The following is a 22,964-nucleotide window of genomic DNA, read 5'->3' as shown; positions in this document are numbered from 1 at the left end:
AATTTATTGCCATCATGAAATTCACCATTGATAAACACGAAAAATATGTCATCGTCCAGCCTCATGTGGAAGTATTGGATGGCGACTCAGCGCCCAAGATTAAAGCTGAATTTCTTTTACGCAATAGCGGAGGACAACGCAATATTGTGCTGGACTTGTCGTATGTAAAAGAGGCCGATTCTTCGGGTTTACGTACCGGGCTGTTGGCTCATCGCCTGTGCAAAGCAGCGGGGGGGGTGTTCATTCTGGCTTGTGCAAACCAGCAAATCAAAAACCTGATTTCGGTATGTAAGCTGAATGATGTGTTGACCGTGGCACCAAATACTGCGGAAGCAGAAGATTTAATTTTTTCAAAAGAACTGGAAAAGGATCTGAGGGGTGCCGTGGAAGAGGGATGAGATTTGAAGTATTGATTTTAGGGAGTAGTTCTGCTACACCGATATATGGCCGCCACCCAACGGCGCAACTCATCAACGTCAATGAACAATTATACTTGGTCGATTGCGGTGAGGGTACACAAGTGCAATTGATTAAATATGGCATTAAGAGCAATCGGATCAAGCACATATTCATCAGCCATTTACATGGCGACCATTACTTAGGGCTGATAGGTCTCCTTTCTTCTATGCATTTGGTGGGGCGTAAGGAAGAAGTGCATGTCTACGGTCCGGCGGCATTGGAAGAGATTATCAACATTCATTTTTTACACTCGCAAACGGTGTTGCGGTATCCATTGTATGTACATGCTACGCAAGATGAATCCGCGGAAATGATTTTTGAGAATGAACACCTTCAAGTAAGCAGTTTCCCCCTCGACCACCGAATCGCATGCACAGGGTTCCGATTCGATGAAAAAAAGCGGTTGCCGACGATCGATCGTGCAAAGACCGAAGCGTTGGGCGTCCCTACCGCGTACTTACCCCTTATCAAGCGTGGACATGACTATACGGCACCTGACGGAACAGTACATCGCTGGCAGAATTTGACCCTTGAACCCCCTTTTCCAAGGAGCTATGCATACTGCTCCGATACTGTGATGACGCCGAGCTATCTTCCATATATTCGAAAGGTGGATTTATTGTACCATGAAGCTACATTCCTCCATAATATGCTTGACAGAGCGCGGGATACCTATCATACGACCGCATTGCAGGCTGGTGAAATTGCCGTGGAGGTACAGGCGAAAAAGCTACTCATCGGACATTATTCGGCACGATATAAAGATTTAAAACCGTTGCTGGAAGAAAGCAAGACGGTATTTGAGGCGACACAGTTAGCTTTAGAGGGCAGTTGGTATAGCGTATAAAATTCAGTTGAAGTTATTGATGGCTAATTCATTTGATTTAACGAATCTATTGAGGGATAACATCCGAAAACTAATCCCTTATTCATCAGCTCGAGACGAGTTTAAAGGAGAGGCGTCTGTATTGATGGATGCCAATGAGAATGCATATGGTTCCCCCTTGGACCGGAGCTACAATCGTTATCCAGATCCGCTGCAGCACCAGTTAAAGCTGAAATTGAGCGGCATCAAAGGAGTGCCTGCCCGGAATATTTTTCTGGGGAATGGCAGCGACGAAGCAATAGACCTTTTATACCGGGCGTTTTGTCGCCCGGGTATTGATAATGTCTTGCTCGTGCCTCCAACATACGGTATGTATGAAGTGTCGGCCAATATCAATGATATAGCGGTCAAGAAGGTAAGCCTTACCCCCGACTTTCAGCTTGATTTGGATGGGATCGCAGAGGCCATCGACGACAATACACGGATGATTTTCTTGTGCTCGCCAAACAATCCCACCGGCAATTCCCTGCGTCGGGAAGATGTGGAAACTATTTTGGCGAATTTCGGCGGACTGGTCGTGATAGACGAGGCATACATCAACTACTCAAGGCAGAAAACCTTTATTCAAGAACTAACCGAATATAGCAACCTGGTGGTGTTGCAGACGCTATCTAAGGCTTGGGGCTTAGCCGGATTACGGCTTGGGATGGCTTTCGCAAGCGAGGAGATAATCGAAGTGTTTAACAAGATAAAGCCACCTTATAATGTCAATCAGGCTACGCAGGAATTGGTATTAAAAGCGCTGGATAAGCTGGAAACGGTGAATGCATGGATCAGGGAAACCGTCACTGAACGGGAACAGTTGTCGGAGGAACTGCGGAAATTGCCGTTTGTCTTGCATGTTTATCCATCAGATGCCAATTTCATACTGGCGAAAACGACCGAACCGCGACAGGTGTATGAGTATTTAGTAAACAAGGGCATCATTGTACGCGACCGCTCCAAAGTGGAGCTATGCGCCGGATGCTTGCGCATAACTGTGGGGACGCCTGATGAAAATAAGATGCTGATCGCGGCGCTGAAACGGTATCCCTGAGATTAGGATGCTGCCACGGCAGCTATTGAAATGAAGAAAATTTTGTTTTATTGCATGACAATTTTACCTAAGTTTGGCGGGGTCAATACGATCTTAATAGGGGGGGCAAATAGTTAGATCCATGCCTGATACGATTAAACGATTACTTTTCATAGACCGCGATGGTACGTTGATTCTCGAGCCAGAGGACGAACAGGTTGATTCGTTTTCCAAGCTCAAGTTTTACCCGGGAGCATTGCAATATTTGCCGCGGATTGCGAGCGAACTGGATTTTGAATTGGTATTGGTGACCAACCAGGATGGGTTGGGCACAAACGCGCATCCGGAAGAACACTTCTGGCCGGTGCACCATTTTGTCATCGACACCTTTGCCGGAGAGGGGGTTGTATTTACCGCCCAACATATCGATCGAACCTTTCCGCATGAAAATGCGCCCACACGCAAGCCTGGGACAGCTCTGCTTACGGCTTATTTCGATAAAGATAGGTATGATCTCGCACACTCCTATGTGATTGGTGATCGCGTAAATGATGTGAAGTTGGCGCAAAACCTTGGATCGAAGGCCATTTGGTTGCGCAATAATGACACACTCGGTGCCGCTGAAGCCCATCAAATCGACGAATCGGTGGTGGCATTGGAGACCGCTGACTGGAAAGCTATCTATGAATTCTTGAAATTGGGTGCGCGTATAGGGGAGCATCGTCGCAAGACCAATGAAACCGATATTTACATCAAGCTAAACCTTGATGGCAAGGGCAAGGCTGACATTTACACCGGGTTGCCCTTTTTTGACCATATGCTCGATCAGATAGCTCGTCATGGCCAAATCGATCTCACAGTACGTGCCAAAGGCGATTTGCATATCGACGAACACCATACCATCGAGGACACAGGGATAGCCCTGGGAGAAATTTTTGCCGAGACATTGGGTGATAAACGAGGTATTGAACGTTATGCGTTTACCTTGCCGATGGACGATTGCTTGGCACAGGTCGCCATCGATTTTGGTGGACGAAACTGGATTGTGTGGGACGCCGAATTCAAACGGGAAAAAATCGGGGATATGCCCACGGAGATGTTTTTCCATTTCTTTAAATCGTTTTCGGATGCCGCAAAGTGCAACCTCAACATTAAGGCAGAAGGTGAAAATGAACATCATAAAATAGAGGCGATTTTCAAGGCGTTTGCCAAGTCCATTAAAAAGGCCGTGCGTAGAGACGCCGAACATATGGAGTTGCCAAGCACGAAAGGGGTATTGTGAGGCTGGATAAATAGAGCATGAACAGGAGCGAAAAATAAGGGCTGTTCTTGTTCTTTGATTCTTTCGTCCTCAATTCAAAATAATATGACAGGAATCATTAATTACGGAGCGGGAAATATTTTTTCACTGACGGCTGCCCTGGACCGGCTGGATATTCCGTATGGAATGATCAATGAGGTAGACGAACTGGCGATTTACGACCGCATCATCATTCCTGGAGTTGGCCACGCGGGTGCGGCAATGCGAAAGTTGAGGGAGTCCGGACTGGCGTCATTAATTAGCCGCATTACTAAACCCGTCTTGGGAATATGCGTTGGCATGCAACTACTTACGGCTTATTCCGAAGAAGGCGACAGCCCGCTGTTGGATATTATTCCGTTGAATACGTTACACTTTGAAAAGCGGATAGCTGAAAAAGTCCCCCATATGGGTTGGAATAAGGTGTTTCATGAAAATGGCTGTCCGATATTCGACAATATAAAAAAAGATGCCTACTTTTACTTTGTTCACTCTTATTTTATTGAATATAATGCTACTTTTACAGCCGCTTTTGCTCATTATGGACTGAAATTTTCAGCTGCCATACAGGACAGAAATTTTTATGGCGTACAGTTTCATCCTGAAAAATCTGGGGAGGCAGGTGAGCGGTTATTGTTGAATTTTTCAAACTTATATTAACAATCAACCTTTAAAAGAAGTATGTATATCATTCCGGCAATAGATGTATTGGACAAAAAAGTCGTCCGCTTACGTGAAGGCAATTATGATGATGCCACCATATATAGCGTAAGTCTTGAAGAAATGATTGAAAAGTACCAGTCTAATGGTACTGAATTTGTCCATATCGTAGATCTCAACGGCGCGAGGGGAGATCTTTCCAATCAGGCATACCTGCTCGATATTGTCCGTCAAACCGATATGAAAGTTCAATACGGTGGTGGCGTGCGCAGTATAGAGAAAGTAAAGGAATTAGTGGATGCCGGTATACATCGCGTGGTCATCGGTACACAGGCAATTACAAATCCTGAGTTTTTGGATGAGCTTAGCAAGCTCAATCAAGGCAAACGGAAGTATGCAGACCATGTCGTGATTGCCATTGACGTGCTGGATGAGGTCATTAAATATTCCGGTTGGATGGAAAGTTCGCCGGTTAAGTTACTGGACTATATTGACAGATGCCTTTCATTGGGTTTTTTCCGGTTCCTATGTACCGATATCAATAAAGATGGCAAGCTAGGCGGGGCAGGAGTAGATTTGTACCGGAAATTGCTGGATCATTCGCCTATCATTAAGCTGATTGCTTCCGGAGGCATCAGTTCAATGGAAGATATCTATGCGTTGGATGCTATCAAGGTGGAGGCATGTGTGGTAGGTAAGGCTATTTACGAAAACCGGATTACGATCGAACAGATTAAAGAGTGGAATCTCAAATCCCTCATTCGTTTCTAGATAGTCATGTTGGCCAAACGCATTATTCCCTGCCTGGATGTCAAAGATGGGCGGACCGTAAAGGGGGTCAACTTTGTTGACTTACGCGACGCCGGCGATCCGGTGGAGCTTGCTTGGCAGTATTCAAGGCAGGGGGCTGATGAGTTGGTCTTTCTGGATATTACTGCCACACACGAACGGCGTAAAACCACAGTGGAACTTGTCAAGGCGGTAGCACGGCAAGTGAATATTCCCTTTACCATAGGTGGCGGTATCAATGAACTGGCCGATGCGGATATCTTACTGCATTCAGGTGCAGATAAAATATCCATCAATTCGGCGGCTGTGCGGAATCCTGCGTTGATTAACGAGTTGGCAGATGCCTTCGGTATACAGTTTGTAGTGGTAGCCGTGGATACACGAAATGTTGGCGGAAAGAATTTTGTGCACCTTAACGGAGGTCGCCTGAAAACCGACATCGAGACCGAGGACTGGATTAAGGAAGCTGAAAACCGAGGTGCGGGGGAAATTTTGTTGACATCCATGGATCACGATGGGACCAAAAATGGGTTTGACTGTGCGTTCTTGAAGAAAATTAATGATAACTTATCCATTCCGTTGATCGCATCGGGGGGTGCGGGAAACAGGCAGCATTTCGTGGATGTGTTTCAGCAAAGCAATGTGGACGCTGCACTGGCGGCTTCTGTATTTCATTACGGAGAGATTTTGATTCCCGATTTGAAAGCGGAGCTACGACGGCATGGAATTGAAGTAAGGTAATTTCTTTGGATATGTTGGATTTTGAAAAAAGCGGGGGCCTTATTCCGGCCATCATACAGGATGCGCAGACCTTGGAGGTATTGATGCTGGGCTACATGGATGAAGAAGCTTGGCGAAAAACCCAAATCGAGGGGCGCGTTACTTTTTTTTCACGAAGTAAAGGACGGCTGTGGACAAAAGGAGAGGAAAGTGGACATTTCCTCCATGTAGTGAGTACACATATTGATTGCGACCGTGACACCATATTGGTCAAGGCCAAGCCTCAGGGCCCTACCTGTCACACCGGGAGCAGAAGCTGTTTCGGTACGGACTATAATCAAAATTTTATCTTTGAGCTGGCAAAAATCATTAATAGGCGTTACGAATTTCCGACGGCTGATTCTTATGTAAATCGATTACGGGAGCGGGGGTTGAATAAAATCGCCCAAAAGGTTGGCGAAGAAGCAGTGGAAACCGTAATAGCTGCGCTGGCTGAGGCGGAGGTGGACTTTATCAATGAAACATCCGATTTGCTGTTTCACCTCCTTGTATTGTTGCGGGAAAAGAACATATCGTTGGAGACTATCGCTAAAAACCTGGAAAGCAGACATCAATAAGCGGGCGGCGGCCGAAGTCCGGTGTCGATGGGCTGGTAGGCATGCTATTACTTGTGAATCGAATGAAACTTGAAGTCCACAAGTCGGGTATATTGTCGGGGCACCAAAATCCGATTTTTGCCATTGAAAATGGCCCTGAACCCCATATCCTATTTACAGCGGGCAATGATAAAGGAGTGGTACAATGGGATTTAGAGAAGATGGCGTTCGAGCGCATTTTATATCCATTGCAATTTTCGGTATACGCACTTCACTTAATTGCCCATACACCGTTATTGGCCATCGGTATGCGCGATGGCAAAGTAGCTGTCGTCGATACGAGCGTACAACGGCTGGCAGCCAAACTTGAACACCATCAGCGCCCTGTGTTTGGCATCAAGACCTTCAGTACCAAGCCCGAGATGGTAGTTTCATCGGAGGATGGGACGGTTTCCGTTTGGAATACGGATACTTTTAAGCTCCTGTATCACTTTCAGGTTTCGGCACAAACCGTGCGAACCATTGCTATCAGCAATGATGAAAAATGGGTGGTATTTGGTACCAAGGACGGAAAAGTTAAGTTGTACAACGCGCTTGACTATTCCTTGGCTATGGAGCTGCCCGGTCACACGATGCCCGTCACCTCACTTTGTTTTTCACCCGATGGACGTTTTTTGCTTACCGGTGGTCGCGATGCACAGTTGAACGTGTTGGATGCCGTAGAAGGATTTTCGCTCGCTAAGGCATTTACCCCGCATTTGTTTACAGTCTATGCTATTAAATACCATCCCACACTGCCAATTTTTGCTACGGGCAGCCGGGATAAAAGCATCAAGATTTGGGCCGCAGATGATTTCAGATTATTGCGAATAATCAATGTTGAGCGGGGATTTGACAGCCATGTTCTTTCCATTAACGATATGGTCTGGAATAGCTATAGAAACCAGCTTGTGTCGGTCAGCGACGATAAGCAAGTGATGGTTTGGGAGATCGCCCCTCAACAGTCGGACAAGTTAAGATAATAAGTTTACGATTTGCGCCAAATAACGCGCATCGACCTCATCGAAATGGTTGAGGTATTCACTGTCCACATCCAGCACAGCAACAACTTCCCCCGCGCGAGTGACCGGTACAACGATTTCCGATTTAGACAGCGAACTACAGGCAATATGGCCCGGGAAAGCGTCGACATCCGGCACAATGATGGTTTCTTTGCGTTCCCAAGCGGATCCACATACCCCCTTACCTTTGGCGATGCGTGTGCAAGCCAGCGGCCCTTGGAAAGGTCCGAGTACCAATTCGTCTCCTTTAACGATATAGAAGCCCACCCAGAAGAAATCGAACTGGGCCCTGAGCACCGCTGATAGGTTGGCCATGTTGGCCACGAGGTCTTCTTCGCCTGCTACCAGCGCTTCCAGCTGAGGGAGCAGCGCTTGGTATTGTTCTTCTTTAGTGCCAGAAGCAAAATTAAATTCTTCAGCCATGGTGTATGATTTTAGCGTGTTACTTTGCAGTTGTTTCGGGCGATTTGCTGTTGATAATAACCGCGCGGACATAGTTGCTGTGTCTTCCTGAAGGCGCAACCACTATAGCTTTAAATACCCGCTCTTTGCCTTTGGGTACAACCACTGTTACTCCGTCTCGGTATTCGAGGTCGGTATCTGTGGGGTTGAAGTTGTCAATGGTGTAATAGATCTTGCCCCCTAAAACCGAAGGTTGAAGCCCTTTGAATACATATTCGCTGGCATAAATGACGGTGTCTTTCAGCCCGATGACTTCCGGGACGCGATACACCGTTTCCGTTTGGTCTATTTTGGCGAGATGTGCCGGCACGCGCACTTCCGAAAAATCTTTCCAGTTTTTGCGATCAGGGGTTGTCCATGCGATTTCCGAGAGGGCATATAGGCGCGGTAATAGCATGAACTCCACTTTTCTGTCGGTTTCCATGTATTCGGTCCACATATTCGCTTGTACACCAAGGATGTGCTTTCGCTCAGCTTCCGAAAGTGCTTTGGGGGTTGGGTCCGCTGCGTACACTTTTTCCAATGGAGCGTAACCGCCGATATTCAACGGTTCACGGTGTGTGTCGGGCCCCTGTTTGTTATCGAAATAAAGCCCATAGGTATGAGCCGTCATAATGACGTCATGACCTTGCTTAGCGGCAGCCCTGGCGCCTTCGTCGCCTCGCCAACTCATCACCGTCGCGTTGGGCGCTAAGCCTCCTTCCAATATTTCATCCCAGCCAATGATACGGCGCCCCTTGGCGTTGATATATTTCTCCATCCGTTGGACGAAATAGCTCTGCAGCTCGTGTTCGTCTTTCAGCCCTTCATTTTTCATGCGCTTTTGGCAGTATGGGCAAGCCTGCCAGCGCGTCTTAGGGCACTCGTCTCCCCCGATGTGGATGTATTCACTGGGGAACAGTTCAATAACCTCATCAATGACGGCTTCCAAAAAGGCAAAAGTCTCTTCTTTGCCTGCACAGAATACATCGTCGAATACGCCCCAAGTCTCAGCGGTTTTATAAGGCCCCGGGTTATCACCGCATCCCAAATACGGATAGGATGCCAGCGCAGCTAACGCGTGGCCGGGCATCTCAATTTCGGGGACAACATTTACATAGCGTTCCGCAGCGTAGGCAACCACTTCCCGGATTTCGTCCTGCGTATAGAATCCGCCGTAAGGTGTCGCATCATAGTCGCCCTGCTGTTTGTTGTTGCCGATGAGTGTTTGCGCACGGTAGGCGCCTACCTCGGTCAGTTTAGGGTATTTTTTAATCTCGATGCGCCAGCCTTGGTCTTCGGTAAGGTGCCAATGGAAATTGTTAAGTTTATAGGCCGCAATAAAATCGATATATTTTTTAATGAATTCGATAGGAAACAGGTGCCTGCACACGTCGAGGTGCATGCCGCGGTAGCGATAACGTGGTTCATCCCTGATGGTGACAGCAGGAATGGCCGGTTGGGCATCGTCCTCTTTTGGCAGCAATTGCGTCAATGTCTGCATCGCATAAAACAGCCCAGCGTTTTTACCTTGTAGGTGTACCCGGTCCGGCGCTACAACCAGTGTGTACGCCTCGTCATTCGGTAGCCCTTCGGTTCCTTTCGAGGAAAAATAGATAACGGATTCCCCCACTGCCTCGCGTTTGACGGGAAGGGTGATCTGCAAGGCTTCCCGGACATAGTCACCGAAAAATTCAGCTACTTTTTTGTCAGATTCGCTGTCGTATCCGATGGTGGTCGACGCATTGATGACAAATCGGCCCGGTTGTACCGAGATTTCCGCGGGAGCCGGGATGATGGTAAGATTCGGTGCCTGTTGTTGAGAACGAGCAACGAGGGTGCACAAAGCGATAATGAAGATTGGCGATAGGTGTTTAGCAAGCATATTTAGCTATTTTTTAACGTAGACAACCTGTATTCGGCGCCAAATATAGCAATCGCATTGTATAATGTTTCACATGCAGTGCATTTTGAAGGTGGTCCGAATAATGGCAAATTTTGGAAATTCGCTAAAACGTTTATTTTTGGCCTACCATATCAGAGGCTATGAAGAAAGAACGCGCCGAAGGCCAACTATCGGGGGTTAAGGAGATTGCCCGGCGAGCTGGAGTGTCGATTGCCACGGTAGATCGTGTGATCCACAACCGAAAAGGTGTATCGGAAGCCACCCGGCAGCGAATCAATGAGATTATTGAAGATATTGGCTTTCAGCCGAATATTTTAGCCAGTAGATTGGCTTCAAAGAAGACAAACCGATTTGCGGTCCTGATTCCCAACGCCAGCGAGACAGACTATTGGGAAGCACCCCGTAAGGGGGTTGAGCGAGCCTATCAGGAAATCAAGCAGTACGGTATTCAATTAGAACAGTTCCTTTTCGATTTAAATGACAAAACGACCTTCGCTAAGCACGCAACCACGATTTTGGATGGTGACTTTGATGGAGTGGTGCTGGCTCCGTCCTTTGTAAATGAGGCGAGAAAGTTTACGGCGGCCTGCGAATCCAGAAAGATTCCTTATGTATTCGTTAACTCAGATGTGCCCGGTGCGGAGAGCTTGGCGTATGTTGGCCCTCATTTGTTCAAAAGCGGACGCTTGGCAGGGCAGTTGATCCGTTTCGGCGTCAAAAGTGGTAAGGTGCTGCTCGTGAATATTTCTAGGGAAATCGACGCTTATCACCATTTATTGAGAAAAGAAGAGGGATTCCGGTCATATATCAATAGAACAAACAAAAAGAATAGCGTCATCCATATCGAAAAAATTGACATCACGGTCACAAATGATAAGGCTGTTGGCGAAGCAGTGGGAGCTGTATTGGAGGCGCATGCCGACGTTGCCGCCATTTTTGTGACCAATTCACGCGTGCGTAGCGTTGCAAAGTACCTTCGCAAACGCCGGAAGAACAAGCTCACCCTTATTGGCTATGACCTGATCGAGGAAAATATTGGTTACCTTACGGAAGGGACAATTGACTTTTTGATAGGGCAGAAACCAGAAGAGCAAGGATATTTAGGGCTTATGGTGTTGTTCCAGGCCGTTGTAATGGGTAAAAAGATTGACAAAGAACAATACATGCCGATAGACATTATTACTAGGGAAAACGTCGAATTTTACAAAAATTGAACAATAATTCGTGTCTCCGCGGCCGGGTGCTTCCGGATATTTTTTCTCGCGATCACATGCGTTTGCGTAACTTTTTTCAAAATAAGTTGCAGAAATAAAAATTAATGCGGTATTTAGCGGGTACGTTACCGTTAACCATTATAGACCTCATATATTAATAGAGGCGAAGGCTGTAATTGTTTTGATGCGTTTCAATTCGTTTTCTGCGGGTACGTTACCGTTTGGGATTGTGCGGCAGATAGCGCAACTTAGATAAGATGCTTTACTTTAAATACATGTTTCTTTTTTCGGGTACGTACCCGTACTTAAATTCGCAAATAACTAAACTAAAATGATGTTGTATGATCAAGGGAAACAACAACCGTCTGCTGTTATTTTTTACCGGAAATAAAAAATTTGCAGCACTCATCATCGTTTTCATGGTCGGCTTGCTTACAGTGGATGATGTAGCTGGTCAGGAAAATACCGTTCGAGGCAGGGTGACAGACCTTGCGGACGGTCGCGCCATTGAAGGTGCGAATGTCGCTATCAAAGGGACTGCGGGGGGAGGCAGCACCGACGCTACCGGCTACTATATGTTGCAGGGCGTTTCAGCTGGTGATGTGCTTGTTTTTAGTTCTGTGGGTTATGATACAAAGGAAGTCACCGTTGGATCGCAGACAACGATAGACGTTGCTTTGGCTGAATCTATCAACCTCTTGGAGGAAACAGTCGTAGTCGGCTACGGTCGTCAGAAAAAACGCAATCTAACTGGGTCAGTCGTGTCCGTCGGCAGCGAGGAGATCGCCAAAACTGCACTGCAAGATCCGATTTCTGTACTTCAAGGACGTGCTGCGGGCGTTCAGGTAACGTCCAATTCGGGTGCCCCCGGAGGCGAAATGACGATCCGGGTCCGCGGTAATTCGTCGTTGAATTCGGGTAATAATCCGTTATTCGTGGTTGATGGAATCCCCATCGAATCCGGTTCGTTATCTTCCTTAAACGGTACAGAAAACTTCGGTTTGAATCCGCTGGCAGACATCAATCCCGGAGACATTGAGTCTATCGAAATCCTAAAAGATGCGGCTTCTACCGCCATTTATGGTTCGCGGGCGGCGAATGGCGTGGTCATGATCACGACGAAACGCGGCGCCGAGGGCAAAGCACAGGTGAATCTGACCGTGAATAGCGGTATCAGCGAGTTGACACGCAAGTTGAGCGTGTTGAATGCAAGCCAATACAGAGACGCTGTGATGGAGTCCTATATGAATATGGATAACCCTGAACAGCCGTACTGGACCGTGGTGGACTCGCTTAATCCGATGAATAACGGTGATGTAGATTGGCAAGACGAACTGATGCGAGCTGCTGGGCAATATCAGGTCAACCTGGCTATCCGGGGTGGTACCAAAAACACCCAGTATGCCTGGAGTTCCTCGTATCTCGACCAAGATGGTATTATCATCAACTCGAACTACAAGCGTATCACATCGCGGTTGAATGTAGATTTTAATGTTACGGATAAATTAAAAATAGGGCAAAGCATTTCTTACACAAATGGCCTGAACAATCGGATTAACGCAGGTGGCACTGGAAATCTAAGCGTCATACGCGAGTTGTTGGTGCGGCCGCCTATCATGTCTATGTACCTTCCCGATGGCTCATTGAACGGCTATTCTTTGGGAAGGCGTAACCCTGTCGGTATCGCGTTACATGCCACACATTTGAATAAGAGCAATCGGATCATCGGTAGCCAGTATCTGGAATACCAGATTATTGAAGGGTTGAAGTTCAGGAGCAACCTGAATTTCGATTTCACCGCTATGAAAGAAGATGAATTCATGCCCTCGATCCTGGATTACCGCGAAGGGTATAATACCGGTGCTGTACGTAGCATCAATAACCTGACTTGGGGAAATGAGAATTTTTTCCAGTACGACCGCACATTTGGTGATGGGCATCATGTGGGAGGTGTTGCTGGGTTCAGCTTCCAAAATTGGCGTTACGAACGGACAGGATTGAATGGATCATTTTTCCCAAGCGATGACATCCGTACGCTGAATGCTGCAAGCGTAATTTCCAACAAAGATGCAAACGGGATGGATATAAACGTGGCTTCGGAGCACGCGATGCTGTCTTATTTCGGAAGGGTGATGTACGACTACCAAGGTAAGTACCTCGCCGAGATAAATCTCCGGGCAGACGGCTCATCACGTTTCGGACGTGATAAGCGGTTTGGTTATTTCCCATCAGCGTCAGTAGGCTGGCGCTTCTCCGAAGAAGGACTCTTCAATGATCTGAGCTTCCTGAACGACGCGAAGCTCCGGTTTAGTATTGGGTCGACGGGCAATGAAGCTATCGGCGATTACACGTCACAAGGGGAGTTTCTGGTTGGGACAAACTATTTGGACTATTCCGGCGCTGCGCCGACTGTGATGCCCAATGCTGCATTGACATGGGAAACGACCACGCAGTATAACGCTGGGTTGGACATCGCCTTATGGGCCAATCGCCTAATCTTGAACGTCGACGCATACCTTAAGGATACCCGTGACTTACTGTACAGCGTGCCGATACCCAGGGAAACCGGATTTGCATCCATCACCCAAAACATCGGTAGTATCCGAAACAGGGGCATTGAATTTTTGGTGACAAGCCGGAACCTCGTTGGCGAATTCCAGTGGAGCACCAATTTTAATATCAGCGCAAATCGTAATAAGGTGATATCGCTGCCTGAAAATGTGCTCACCAATGGCTTTATCCAGAACGGGGCTTACCACATCCTGAAAGAAGGATTACCCATCGGGATTTTTTACGGGTGGAGGTTCGATGGTGTATATGCCCGGGACGAAGACAATGTCAATGGAGTCACTCACGGTGCACAAGGTCCTGTGTTCGCAGGAGGTGATCCCATCTGGCACGATCTGAACGGCGATCATATTATTGATCAGAACGATCGCCAAATCATCGGAAATGCCGAGCCTAATTTCTTTGGCGGGATATCCAATGATTTTTCTTATAAGAACTTTTCGCTGAATATATTCTTCCAGTTTTCACAAGGCAATGATATATACAGTGAGATCAATCATCAGCGCAATGCGATTGTCCGCTACAACAACCTTTCTACAGATGCGTTGCGGCGGTGGAGGCAGCAAGGCGACATTACCGACTTCCCGAAACTCATACGTGACGACCCAAAACAGTCTGACAGTAGGGTTCAAAGCAGGTGGGTTGAGGACGGTTCGTTCATCAAGTTGAAGAATGTCAACCTCCGGTACCGTTTTGCGCCGAGCCTGATTGACCGGATTGGCCTGAGGCAATTGGAGGCATTCATGACGGCAACCAACCTGATCACTTGGACCAAGTACACGGGCTTTGACCCGGATGTAAATTCATATGCCGGATTGCGCGTGGGCGTGGATGAAGGATCGTACCCGCAAAACCGGTCGTTTATTTTCGGAATCAATATTGGGCTTTAAATCACACACCGATGAAGACAATTATAAAGAAAATTGGGGCATTGACCGTCGTGGCGGTGATGGCCTCTTGTGCGGATACCCTGTTGGACAAGGAGCCGATCAGTAACTTTTCTGCGCAGGGTTTTTATAAAAATACCAGCGACGCGCAGGCGGGCGTTTATGGCATCTATAATGCATTCCAGTCGGCCTTTCGTTTGAATTTCGCCCTGTGGGGTGAAGGCCGCGCTGATGCTGTGGGTTCGAACGCTGTAGGGGATCCGGCCGCACTCCGGCAGAACACGTTGACTCCGATCATTAATTCTGCCAGATGGGACAACCTTTACACGGTAATCAGTAGGGCCAATTATGCGATTAAGTATATTCCGCAGGTATTTGGTGGGGCGGATAGTCCGTTGCGAAACCAGTTATTGGGACAGGCATATGCCCTTCGCGCCATCGCCTACTTCTATGCGGTGAGGGTTTGGGGCGATGTGCCGTTGATTCTTGAACCTTATGAAAGTATCGACCAGGAGCTATTTGTCCGCAAGACCGATCGCGAAGCTGTGTTGGACCAGATCGAGGAAGATTTGACGTTTGCTTCGGTTAATTGTGCTGCAAGCTACGGAGGCGAACGCGACAGGGTGCTGATCACGCGCGGCGGAGCAGATGCCTTTTTGACCCATGTATACATGTGGCGAAAAGACTATGCAAATGCCATCGCTGCCGCTGAGCGCGTTATGGATAATCCGCTATATTCGCTCGTGACCATGGGCGATTGGACGAATGTTTTTGCCATAGGCCTTTCTTCAGAGAGTATTTTTGAGGTAGGCTACAATGAAGTCCAAACCAATTCGCTGCGGATTTTGTACGCTCTGGGTTCAGATAGTTATTATTTCCCCAGTGAGCGGTTTATGAATTCATTTGAGGAGGGTGACCTTCGAAGGCCCCGTATCTACGACATTACGGCCGTACAGCCGCGTATGGTTTGGAAGTTTTTTGGCGAAGGATTCAATGATGAAAGTCCTGATCCTTCTGCGAATAATATTGTGCTGGTACGGTTGGCAGACATCATGCTGCTAAAAGCAGAGGCTCACGCGCGATCTGGCCAGCCGGAAGAAGCGCTGCCCCTCCTGAACGAAATCAGGGAGCGTGCGGGTTTGGCATCACTCGACCAAGCTACGGCGGAATCGTTGTATGGCGATATCGAGTCAGCTATTCTGCATGAACGATCGATTGAGCTGTCATTTGAAGGGCATCGGTGGTTCGATTTGGTACGCACTGGCCGGGCGATTGAAATTATGCAGCCCATCAACGGGCTGCGTGATGAGGCCAATATCCTGTGGCCAATACACGAGGAAGCCATCAACCGTAATCCCAATCTGGAACAAAATGAATTTTATAGATAACCTCATTTTTGAGCTTTAAACGTATGATGATGCAAAATAATAAATTCATTAGGCAATTTTTGGTTGTTTGCATTGCCTTATTGGCATTGGCAAGTGGCTGTGAAGTCCAGGAGGACTTCACATATAAGCCCTCCGGGGTCGATGGAAAATTGGGTGTAACTGCATGGGAATTTATTCAGACCAGCAGTGATTTCGAACAGTTAAGGACTGCAATTATACGTACAGGACTTCAAAACCTGTATCAAGATGAGGAAAGGACCTTTATTGTGCCCAACAACAACGCCTTCAGCACATACTTGCAAAATAGCGGTTACGGCTCTATTGACGATATACCCTTACCCATATTGCGCAATATGCTGCGGTACCACGTCGTCAGGGAACGCATTATTTTTACTGATCCGGACATCGTCCGTGATCGTCCCCTTCCCTATGAGACCGAAAATGGACAGCTAATGTACCTCTCACGCAATAACAATTATGTAGGCTTGATTAATCAAGGGACCTCAAGGCAATGGGAGATCCGTACATCCAACTTGGAGCCAACCAATGGGGTGATGCATGCTGTCGATTTCATCGTCTATTTCTCCGCTCCAGCGATTGATAACAGTACGGAGACCACCTTGGATCGGGATACGATCTATCCGTTGCATGATTCGTTTGTAGCTGGTGATAGCCCCGGTGAATTATATGGGAATACGAACTATGGGGCGAATCCACTTCTTAGGCCGAAATATGCTAGTCCAACAGGCAATTCGGCCTACGACAGGGTTGCATATCTAATGTTTGACCTTGAGGATTTTGAAAAACCGGGTATCGTCGTGGATATGCAACTCAGACTGGCGGTCAGTTTCACCACCGGAGATGGCTATACATTGGATCTTTACAAAGCAGCAAACAACAATTGGACGGAATCAACTATCACATTCAACAATGCTCCCGGTCGCGCTGGAGATCGTATTTCATACGTTACTACGTCTAAAGTGGATGCCTTCAATTTTGATATTACAGATTTCTACAAAAATGAGTCACCGAGTGGAAGGGTTTCCTTTACGGTGGAGAGTGGTGCCGCTCCTGCTGGCAACAAAACTGATGATTTGGCCTCAAAAGAACATGCCACGCTGGCGCCACCCATGATCATCGCAACATTGGCAACAAATCAAAATGAGTTGGTTGTAGAGACAAATGAACAGGCCACGGTTTCGAACGGTGGCTCGGTAGTCATCAATACGGACCTCTTGGAGATAGCCGGTGCCGATGCTGGCGATATCATCTATACTGTGGAAACTGCACCCTTAAAAGGTTGGCTCATAAGAGGCGCCGATATTATTGGGCAGGGTGGAGAGTTTACGCAGGCGGATCTCCAGTCATTGAGCCTGCTTTATATTCACGATGGTGAGAGCAGCGGAGAGGATACCATGGTCTTATCTGCGAGGGATAGGACAGGTGCAGAGATAGAAGATATCCGGGTATCCATTAATATACAATAACTCGACTGTATGGGACCATTTTTTAAAGTATTTAAAACGTTAAGTATTGTCATGGTCGTTTTGTGTTCATGCGGCGACAAGGCGCTACCAGAAGATGCTCCTACGTACACCACCCGTATCGTTCAGTTTTCTGGATTCGATTGGGTCGTACGCACATCGGGCCAAAACCAAGAAGGCCCCGGGCCAAATTATTTTTCGGATTCGGAAGAAAACGTATGGGTGGACAATGACGGTCGCTTGCACCTGAAAATCATCCAAAAGGGTGGCAACTGGTATTGTTCAGGCGTCTCACTGCGCCGTTCCCTGAGCTACGGTAAGTATGTTTTCTATGTGTCGAGCCGGGTCGATGAACTGGATCAGAACGTAGTGGCAGGATTGTTTACGTATATGAACGATGAAGAGGAAATTGATATTGAGTTTTCCCGTTGGTCAGCGCCAGATAACGAAGACGCCCAGTTTGCCGTGCAGCCCTCGCATCTGCCCGGCAATAAAGTGCGGTTTGATCTGAATCTAACCGGGTCCTATTCAACACATGCTTTTGATTGGCAGCCTGATCGGATCGATTTTGTCAGCTTACGCGGACATGGTTTAACACCAACAACAGACAACTTGATTCACCAGTGGACGTACACGGGCGCAAATATTCCGCCTGACAGTGAAGAACGATTGAAGATCAATTTGTGGCTATTCAGGGGGCAATCGCCAGCTGATTTGAACGAGCAGGAGCTGATCATTGAACGCGTCGAGTTTATAGCGAATTGAACTAATTTCGTGCAAAAGAACAAGTAAGAAAAGGTATTATGTTTAATTTTCACCTGATTAAATTTTTGTTGGTATTTCTGGTACTCACCGGTGCGTCGTCCAGTCAGGCCACTCCGAAAGAAGTTTCGGATGATTTCGAGATTAAGGGCTTTCACCTCGATTTGCGCATTCAGGTCATGACGCCCCAAGCGCTCAAATCTTTTGCAAAAGAACTTGCTGATTTCGGCATCAACACCTTGGTAATGGAATGGGAGGGAACCTATCCCTTTAAAAAGCACGCGATAATCGCCAACCAGTATGCGTATAGCCGCGAGGAGGTAAACGACTTTATCGCTTACTGCGATTCATTGGGAATCAGTGTTATCCCGCTCCAACAAACGCTTGGGCATGTTGAATATATTCTGCGTCATCCACGGTATAGCCTGCTGAAAGAAGACCGTAAAGATATCTCTCAGCTCTGTCCCATGGAGACAGATGCCAGCAAAGCGCTTTTCAAAGAATTGTTCGCCGATCTGGCTGACACCCATCATTCAGATTATATCCATATCGGAGGGGACGAAACCTACCTGTTGGGGCATTGTGAAAAATGCGCCCGAAAGGTTGCTGAAGCAGGCAAATCCAAACTTTTTGTCGATCACATGAAAATGATAGCACAATTGGTGGTTGATTTGGGAAAGACACCTATCATGTGGGCAGATATCATATTGAAGTACCCCGAAGCGGTGGCAGAGTTACCTGATGAAGTCATATTTGTCGATTGGAATTATGGGTGGAAAACTAACCATTTTGGCGACGTTGCAGCACTTCAACAACAAGGGTTCACGTTTTGGGGAGCTCCATCCATCCGCTGCCATCCGGATAACTGGTACGTCACCGATTGGATGACTCACTTCAATAATCAACGTGATTTTATTCCGTATTCGCGAGAGGCGGGTTATCGCGGAATGGTCATGACCTCGTGGTCTACAACCGGCGTCTATGGTTTCATATGGGATGTAGGATATGATGTGATCGACATGATACAGGTACGGAATACCTATCCTTTGGCCGGATTTCGGATCTTGATTGCCAGTTATGCTCAAGCATTGGCATCTTCTGAACCGCTGGACGCGCAGGCATTTGTATACACGTATGGCAAAGACCGTTTTGGACTGACGGCAACGGAGGCCGACGCGCTTTGGTCATTTTTCGCGGCACCGCCCGTGCTGATCACGGATGGCAAACCTGCCGATGGCAGCACCATTGAAATGCTTATTCAAAATTATACAAAGGTACAGCAAGGGGTAAATACCTGTAGCCCCAAGCGAAACCAGCGAGAGTTTGAACACTTCAAGCTGATGGTCGATCTGCGCATGCATTACCTGGCTTATAAAGCTATTGAAGCAAAATACAATGCAGCGGATTTCGATCCGGCGCAAACCCCGGAATTGCTTACGGCAATTCATGCTATATTAGCTGATGCCGATGTACTTAACCAGCGGTTCGAAGGGTTGATGTCGGGTTTTCTTTATCCAGCTGAGATCGCCGAACAAAATCGGTGGCGGGTTGAGCAGGTTCACGTGCTTTATCACCGATTGGCCAAGTTAAAAGATGCCGAATAATAACAAGTGTGTATCGGCATGAAAAGATTGATTGTTCCGTTTATTCCGGTAGCCGGCGTGCCATCACCACGGGAGGTCATGCCGTTGCTGGAGACCGTGCAAAAAACGCCCATTGATGTAAATCCTTGGCCGCACTTTGTCCACGACGTGGAAGCAAATGTCACAATAGCTCACAATGGCAATGCGATTTTTTTGAAGTATGACATTGTGGAAGCGCACGTGACGGCAAGAGCCACTACAAATGGAGCTGTTCATCAAGACAGTTGTGTCGAATTCTTCGTTTCGTTTGACGGTATCCTGTATTACAACTTGGAATTCAATTGCTTGGGTTGGTGCAAAGCCGCTTATGGCGTGATGGGGCCCGCAAGGAAGTTACTACCTGAGCACACTGTCAATTTAATCGCCTCGGCGACAACGATGGATGTGGCGAGTGTTGGCAACAAGAAGCGGTTTGCGTGGCAGATTGTGTTGGCCATTCCTGCAGCATTGTTCTGTTATCACAATATATCATCATTTAAGCGAGTAAAAGCGATAGGGAATTTTTATAAATGCGGTGACGGATTACCGACAGTACATTACCTGTCATGGAATCCGATTTGGTTTGAAACACCCAATTTTCACCGGATTGAAGATTTTGGACAAATTGAATTTGGGGCTTGAATGGTCGTGTTATGAAAAAAGAGGAGTCAGTAAACGTCAGTACCTTATCACGCCAAGAAACGGTTGTGTCGATTACGATCATCGCCGGAATGTTTTTCATCTTCGGCTTTCTTTCTTGGATCAATGCAATCCTTATCCCGTATTTTAAGATCGCTTGCGAGCTTACGCATTTCCAATCGTACTTAGTGGCCTTCGCATTTTACATTGCCTATTTCGTTATGGCGGTACCCTCGTCGTACCTGCTTAAAAAGTTGGGGTTCAAACGGGGGATGATGGTTGGTTTTTTTGCGCTGAGCTTGGGGGCATTTATTTTCGTACCGGCGGCGATGATGCGGACATATGGTCTATTCCTTCTGGGCTTGTTCACCATTGGTATTGGACTTGCTATTTTACAGACGGCTGCCAATCCCTATGTGACCATCCTTGGTCCCAAGGAACGTGCGGCCCAGCGCATCAGTATCATGGGAATCTGCAATAAGGTTGCAGGCATCTTAGCACCCCTATTTTTTGCGGCGGCAGTTCTTCGGCCTACCGATCAAGCGTTGTTTGATAGTCTGGCATTCATGCATGAAGAAGCGCGTGGAGCAGCGCTTGACGAGCTGATCCGCCGGGTAGTCGTACCCTATTCAGTAGTGGGTACCTTGCTGCTGGTTATCGGCATAGGTGTTCGCTACTCCCCGCTGCCGGAAATTGATGCCGAGGAAGAGCGTGGGGAGGTGGCCGTGGCAAACAGCAGCAAAAACAGCGTGCTACAATTTCCGCACTTGGTGCTGGGCGCTTTGGCCATTTTCATCCACGTGGGCGCTCAGGTGATTTCTATCGATACCATCATCAACTACGCGGGGTCGATGGGGATATCGCTCATGGAAGCGAAGGCCTTTCCGTCTTATACACTCGGCATGGCTATCGTAGGGTATTTTTTGGGTGTCTTAGTCATTCCGCGTTGGATTAGCCAGACGAATATGTTACGACTGGTGACGGGCCTCGGTGCCGTGTTGTCATTGTTGGTCGTGTTCGTCAAGGGAGATGTCACCTTATTCGGTTATCATACAGATATATCCATTTGGTTTGTGGTGCTGCTCGGCATTCCCAACTCGCTGACGTGGGCCGGGATATGGCCGTTGGCACTAGATGGTTTGGGTAGGTTCACCAAGGTGGGCGCATCGCTGCTAATCATGGGCCTGTGCGGCAATGCTGTCTTGCCGATGGTATATGGGTATTTTGCGGATAGTGCCGGTTTACGTGAAGCGTACGGGGTGTTGCTGCCATGTTATCTGTACTTGATCTATTATGCCATATGGGGGCATAAACTAAGGAGTTGGAGTAAATTAGAGCGTAGAAAAACCTTTTAGATGGGCAAAGCATATAAAAAAATTATAAATGGCCGGATTATTACCCCGAACCGTGTGATAGTGGATGGGCAGCTGCTGTTGAGCGAGGGAAAGATTGTGGAGGTGTCCGATGGCAATATCGACGCGCCAAACTCGGAGATAATTGATGCGAAGGGGAGTTATGTCGCACCGGGATTCATCGACATGCATGTACATGGCGGTGGTGGTGCCGATTTCATGGATGGCTCCATAGATGCCTTTCTGACGGCGGCCAAAACACATGTACGCTATGGCACTACGGCGCTCCTGCCCACCATCCTGACCAGTACGAAAGAACAAATCATCCAATCGCTGGCTTTGTATGAGCAAGCCGCAGCCCGCGCTATCCAGGGCTCGCGATTTTTGGGTGTGCATATCGAAGGGCCATATTTTGCCATGAAACAGCGTGGTGCGCAGGATCCACGCTATATCCGCGACCCCGACCCAGCTGAGTACATGGAAATCTTGGCGAGTTCGTCGTCCATTAAGCGCTGGAGCATCGCACCCGAACGCGCGGGGGCAATAGCATTTGGCCGCATGCTACGAGAGCGGAATATCCTACCGTCCATCGCGCATACCGATGCTTTGTATGCGGATGTCTTGAAAGCCTTTGATAATGGCTATACGCTGGTGACTCACTTGTATTCCGCCATGTCTGGTGTTACCCGGCGAAACGCCTATCGTTATGGCGGGGTGATTGAAAGTGCCTACCTCTTGGACGATATGGATGTGGAGATCATCGCAGACGGAAAACACCTGCCCCCGGAATTGCTTCAGTTGGTTTATAAGATAAAAGGAGCGGATCGCACGGCTTTGATTACGGATGCAATGCGTGCCGCCGCAATGCCGGAGGGCCCCAGCGTGCTGGGTAATATCGCGGACGGTATGGCCGTGCTCGTGGAAGACGGCGTGGCCAAATTGCCGGATCGTACCGCGTTTGCCGGTAGTATCGCGACCGCAGACCGCTTAGTACGGACCATGGTTGCCGGCGCGGGTATTCCATTGGTTGAAGCGGTGCGGATGATCACAGCCACACCGGCCCGGATACTCGGCGTCGATCACCACGTAGGCGTATTGGCCAACGGAAAAGACGCTGATGTGGTCTTGTTTAATGACGATATCGAAATCCGATTGACCTTGGTCAACGGCGATATCGTCTATAAGCACGAGACGTAGTATGGTAGGAATTATTTC

Annotated in this window: 20 protein-coding genes; 18 read left to right on the top strand and 2 right to left on the bottom strand. The window is 47.8% G+C overall.

Annotation, left to right across the window (positions count from 1 at the left end; all coding sequences use genetic code 11):
• Window positions 1-14 precede the first annotated feature (14 nt).
• The 9 genes from JHJ32_RS12970 (at window position 15) to JHJ32_RS12930 (ending at window position 7,447) form a co-directional block, all read left to right on the top strand.
• Entirely contained in the window at window positions 15-398 is a 384-nt protein-coding gene (locus tag JHJ32_RS12970; protein ID WP_200121227.1) for an STAS domain-containing protein, read from the top strand.
• The gene (locus JHJ32_RS12965) at window positions 395-1,306 is read left to right on the top strand and encodes a ribonuclease Z (RefSeq protein WP_200121226.1); all 912 of its coding nucleotides are present in this window, start codon (window positions 395-397) and stop codon (window positions 1,304-1,306) included. The genes JHJ32_RS12970 and JHJ32_RS12965 overlap by 4 nt, the downstream gene beginning before the upstream one ends.
• A gap of 19 nt (window positions 1,307-1,325) precedes the next feature.
• Window positions 1,326-2,381: a histidinol-phosphate transaminase gene (gene hisC, locus JHJ32_RS12960; protein WP_200121225.1), complete on the top strand. Its 1,056-nt coding sequence runs from the start codon at window positions 1,326-1,328 to the stop codon at window positions 2,379-2,381.
• Between the two features lie 121 nt (window positions 2,382-2,502).
• Complete coding sequence (gene hisB, locus JHJ32_RS12955) at window positions 2,503-3,642, top strand: bifunctional histidinol-phosphatase/imidazoleglycerol-phosphate dehydratase HisB (RefSeq protein ID WP_079717551.1); 1,140 nt, start codon at window positions 2,503-2,505, stop codon at window positions 3,640-3,642.
• An 84-nt stretch (window positions 3,643-3,726) separates the two neighbouring features.
• A complete protein-coding gene (hisH, locus tag JHJ32_RS12950; protein ID WP_200121224.1) occupies window positions 3,727-4,320 on the top strand; it encodes an imidazole glycerol phosphate synthase subunit HisH in 594 nt (197 codons plus the stop codon).
• A gap of 21 nt (window positions 4,321-4,341) precedes the next feature.
• On the top strand, window positions 4,342-5,091 hold the full coding sequence (locus tag JHJ32_RS12945; protein ID WP_079717553.1) for a HisA/HisF-related TIM barrel protein: 750 nt from the start codon (window positions 4,342-4,344) through the stop codon (window positions 5,089-5,091).
• A gap of 6 nt (window positions 5,092-5,097) precedes the next feature.
• The gene (gene hisF / locus JHJ32_RS12940; protein WP_200121223.1) at window positions 5,098-5,850 is read left to right on the top strand and encodes an imidazole glycerol phosphate synthase subunit HisF; all 753 of its coding nucleotides are present in this window, start codon (window positions 5,098-5,100) and stop codon (window positions 5,848-5,850) included.
• 11 nt (window positions 5,851-5,861) lie between these two features.
• Complete coding sequence (gene hisIE / locus JHJ32_RS12935) at window positions 5,862-6,446, top strand: bifunctional phosphoribosyl-AMP cyclohydrolase/phosphoribosyl-ATP diphosphatase HisIE (protein ID WP_079717555.1); 585 nt, start codon at window positions 5,862-5,864, stop codon at window positions 6,444-6,446.
• 62 nt (window positions 6,447-6,508) lie between these two features.
• Complete coding sequence (locus JHJ32_RS12930; RefSeq protein ID WP_200121222.1) at window positions 6,509-7,447, top strand: WD40 repeat domain-containing protein; 939 nt, start codon at window positions 6,509-6,511, stop codon at window positions 7,445-7,447.
• On the opposite strand, the gene JHJ32_RS12925 is transcribed toward JHJ32_RS12930, so the two are convergent.
• Together JHJ32_RS12925 and JHJ32_RS12920 are read right to left on the bottom strand one after the other, a co-directional pair.
• Window positions 7,439-7,909 (bottom strand): GAF domain-containing protein, encoded by a 471-nt coding sequence (locus JHJ32_RS12925; RefSeq protein ID WP_079717557.1) that lies wholly within the window; start codon window positions 7,907-7,909, stop codon window positions 7,439-7,441. The two genes, JHJ32_RS12930 and JHJ32_RS12925, sit on opposite strands and share 9 nt — an antisense overlap.
• A gap of 19 nt (window positions 7,910-7,928) precedes the next feature.
• Window positions 7,929-9,812, bottom strand: a complete 1,884-nt coding sequence (locus JHJ32_RS12920; RefSeq protein WP_200121221.1) for a family 20 glycosylhydrolase — start codon at window positions 9,810-9,812, stop codon at window positions 7,929-7,931.
• Window positions 9,813-9,973: 161 nt separating this feature from the next.
• Here JHJ32_RS12920 and JHJ32_RS12915 point away from each other — a divergent pair, with 161 nt between their 5' ends.
• From JHJ32_RS12915 to nagA, 9 genes are all read left to right on the top strand, one after another.
• Window positions 9,974-11,047: a substrate-binding domain-containing protein gene (locus JHJ32_RS12915; RefSeq protein ID WP_079717559.1), complete on the top strand. Its 1,074-nt coding sequence runs from the start codon at window positions 9,974-9,976 to the stop codon at window positions 11,045-11,047.
• Between the two features lie 341 nt (window positions 11,048-11,388).
• Window positions 11,389-14,505 (top strand): TonB-dependent receptor, encoded by a 3,117-nt coding sequence (locus JHJ32_RS12910; protein WP_200121220.1) that lies wholly within the window; start codon window positions 11,389-11,391, stop codon window positions 14,503-14,505.
• Between the two features lie 11 nt (window positions 14,506-14,516).
• Window positions 14,517-15,890 (top strand): RagB/SusD family nutrient uptake outer membrane protein, encoded by a 1,374-nt coding sequence (locus JHJ32_RS12905; protein ID WP_079717560.1) that lies wholly within the window; start codon window positions 14,517-14,519, stop codon window positions 15,888-15,890.
• 23 nt (window positions 15,891-15,913) lie between these two features.
• Window positions 15,914-17,377 (top strand): DNRLRE domain-containing protein, encoded by a 1,464-nt coding sequence (locus JHJ32_RS12900; RefSeq protein WP_079717561.1) that lies wholly within the window; start codon window positions 15,914-15,916, stop codon window positions 17,375-17,377.
• Window positions 17,378-17,386: 9 nt separating this feature from the next.
• The gene (locus JHJ32_RS12895) at window positions 17,387-18,139 is read left to right on the top strand and encodes a glycoside hydrolase family 16 protein (RefSeq protein WP_200121219.1); all 753 of its coding nucleotides are present in this window, start codon (window positions 17,387-17,389) and stop codon (window positions 18,137-18,139) included.
• A 38-nt stretch (window positions 18,140-18,177) separates the two neighbouring features.
• A complete protein-coding gene (locus JHJ32_RS12890) occupies window positions 18,178-19,740 on the top strand; it encodes a DUF4838 domain-containing protein (RefSeq protein WP_200121218.1) in 1,563 nt (520 codons plus the stop codon).
• 18 nt (window positions 19,741-19,758) lie between these two features.
• Entirely contained in the window at window positions 19,759-20,400 is a 642-nt protein-coding gene (locus JHJ32_RS12885) for a carbohydrate-binding family 9-like protein (protein ID WP_200121217.1), read from the top strand.
• 11 nt (window positions 20,401-20,411) lie between these two features.
• On the top strand, window positions 20,412-21,752 hold the full coding sequence (locus tag JHJ32_RS12880) for a sugar MFS transporter (protein ID WP_200121216.1): 1,341 nt from the start codon (window positions 20,412-20,414) through the stop codon (window positions 21,750-21,752).
• Window positions 21,753-22,946: an N-acetylglucosamine-6-phosphate deacetylase gene (gene nagA / locus JHJ32_RS12875; RefSeq protein WP_200121215.1), complete on the top strand. Its 1,194-nt coding sequence runs from the start codon at window positions 21,753-21,755 to the stop codon at window positions 22,944-22,946.
• The last annotated feature ends 18 nt before the right edge of the window (window positions 22,947-22,964 follow it).

Source organism: Parapedobacter sp. ISTM3, from assembly GCF_016533505.1.
Classification (GTDB): Bacteria; Bacteroidota; Bacteroidia; order Sphingobacteriales; family Sphingobacteriaceae; genus Parapedobacter; species Parapedobacter luteus.
Note: the sequence above shows the minus strand (reverse complement) of the source record. Positions and strands in the feature narration are given on the sequence as shown.

What these genes read in the sequence shown, in the direction of transcription:
- JHJ32_RS12970 (WP_200121227.1), top strand. Translation starts at nt 15, where the DNA reads ATGAAATTCACCATTGATAAACACGAAAAATATGTCATCGTCCAGCCT.
- JHJ32_RS12965 (WP_200121226.1), top strand. Translation starts at nt 395, where the DNA reads ATGAGATTTGAAGTATTGATTTTAGGGAGTAGTTCTGCTACACCGATA.
- hisC (WP_200121225.1), top strand. Translation starts at nt 1,326, where the DNA reads ATGGCTAATTCATTTGATTTAACGAATCTATTGAGGGATAACATCCGA.
- hisB (WP_079717551.1), top strand. Translation starts at nt 2,503, where the DNA reads ATGCCTGATACGATTAAACGATTACTTTTCATAGACCGCGATGGTACG.
- hisH (WP_200121224.1), top strand. Translation starts at nt 3,727, where the DNA reads ATGACAGGAATCATTAATTACGGAGCGGGAAATATTTTTTCACTGACG.
- JHJ32_RS12945 (WP_079717553.1), top strand. Translation starts at nt 4,342, where the DNA reads ATGTATATCATTCCGGCAATAGATGTATTGGACAAAAAAGTCGTCCGC.
- hisF (WP_200121223.1), top strand. Translation starts at nt 5,098, where the DNA reads ATGTTGGCCAAACGCATTATTCCCTGCCTGGATGTCAAAGATGGGCGG.
- hisIE (WP_079717555.1), top strand. Translation starts at nt 5,862, where the DNA reads ATGTTGGATTTTGAAAAAAGCGGGGGCCTTATTCCGGCCATCATACAG.
- JHJ32_RS12930 (WP_200121222.1), top strand. Translation starts at nt 6,509, where the DNA reads ATGAAACTTGAAGTCCACAAGTCGGGTATATTGTCGGGGCACCAAAAT.
- JHJ32_RS12925 (WP_079717557.1), bottom strand. Translation starts at nt 7,909, where the DNA reads ATGGCTGAAGAATTTAATTTTGCTTCTGGCACTAAAGAAGAACAATAC.
- JHJ32_RS12920 (WP_200121221.1), bottom strand. Translation starts at nt 9,812, where the DNA reads ATGCTTGCTAAACACCTATCGCCAATCTTCATTATCGCTTTGTGCACC.
- JHJ32_RS12915 (WP_079717559.1), top strand. Translation starts at nt 9,974, where the DNA reads ATGAAGAAAGAACGCGCCGAAGGCCAACTATCGGGGGTTAAGGAGATT.
- JHJ32_RS12910 (WP_200121220.1), top strand. Translation starts at nt 11,389, where the DNA reads ATGATCAAGGGAAACAACAACCGTCTGCTGTTATTTTTTACCGGAAAT.
- JHJ32_RS12905 (WP_079717560.1), top strand. Translation starts at nt 14,517, where the DNA reads ATGAAGACAATTATAAAGAAAATTGGGGCATTGACCGTCGTGGCGGTG.
- JHJ32_RS12900 (WP_079717561.1), top strand. Translation starts at nt 15,914, where the DNA reads ATGATGATGCAAAATAATAAATTCATTAGGCAATTTTTGGTTGTTTGC.
- JHJ32_RS12895 (WP_200121219.1), top strand. Translation starts at nt 17,387, where the DNA reads ATGGGACCATTTTTTAAAGTATTTAAAACGTTAAGTATTGTCATGGTC.
- JHJ32_RS12890 (WP_200121218.1), top strand. Translation starts at nt 18,178, where the DNA reads ATGTTTAATTTTCACCTGATTAAATTTTTGTTGGTATTTCTGGTACTC.
- JHJ32_RS12885 (WP_200121217.1), top strand. Translation starts at nt 19,759, where the DNA reads ATGAAAAGATTGATTGTTCCGTTTATTCCGGTAGCCGGCGTGCCATCA.
- JHJ32_RS12880 (WP_200121216.1), top strand. Translation starts at nt 20,412, where the DNA reads ATGAAAAAAGAGGAGTCAGTAAACGTCAGTACCTTATCACGCCAAGAA.
- nagA (WP_200121215.1), top strand. Translation starts at nt 21,753, where the DNA reads ATGGGCAAAGCATATAAAAAAATTATAAATGGCCGGATTATTACCCCG.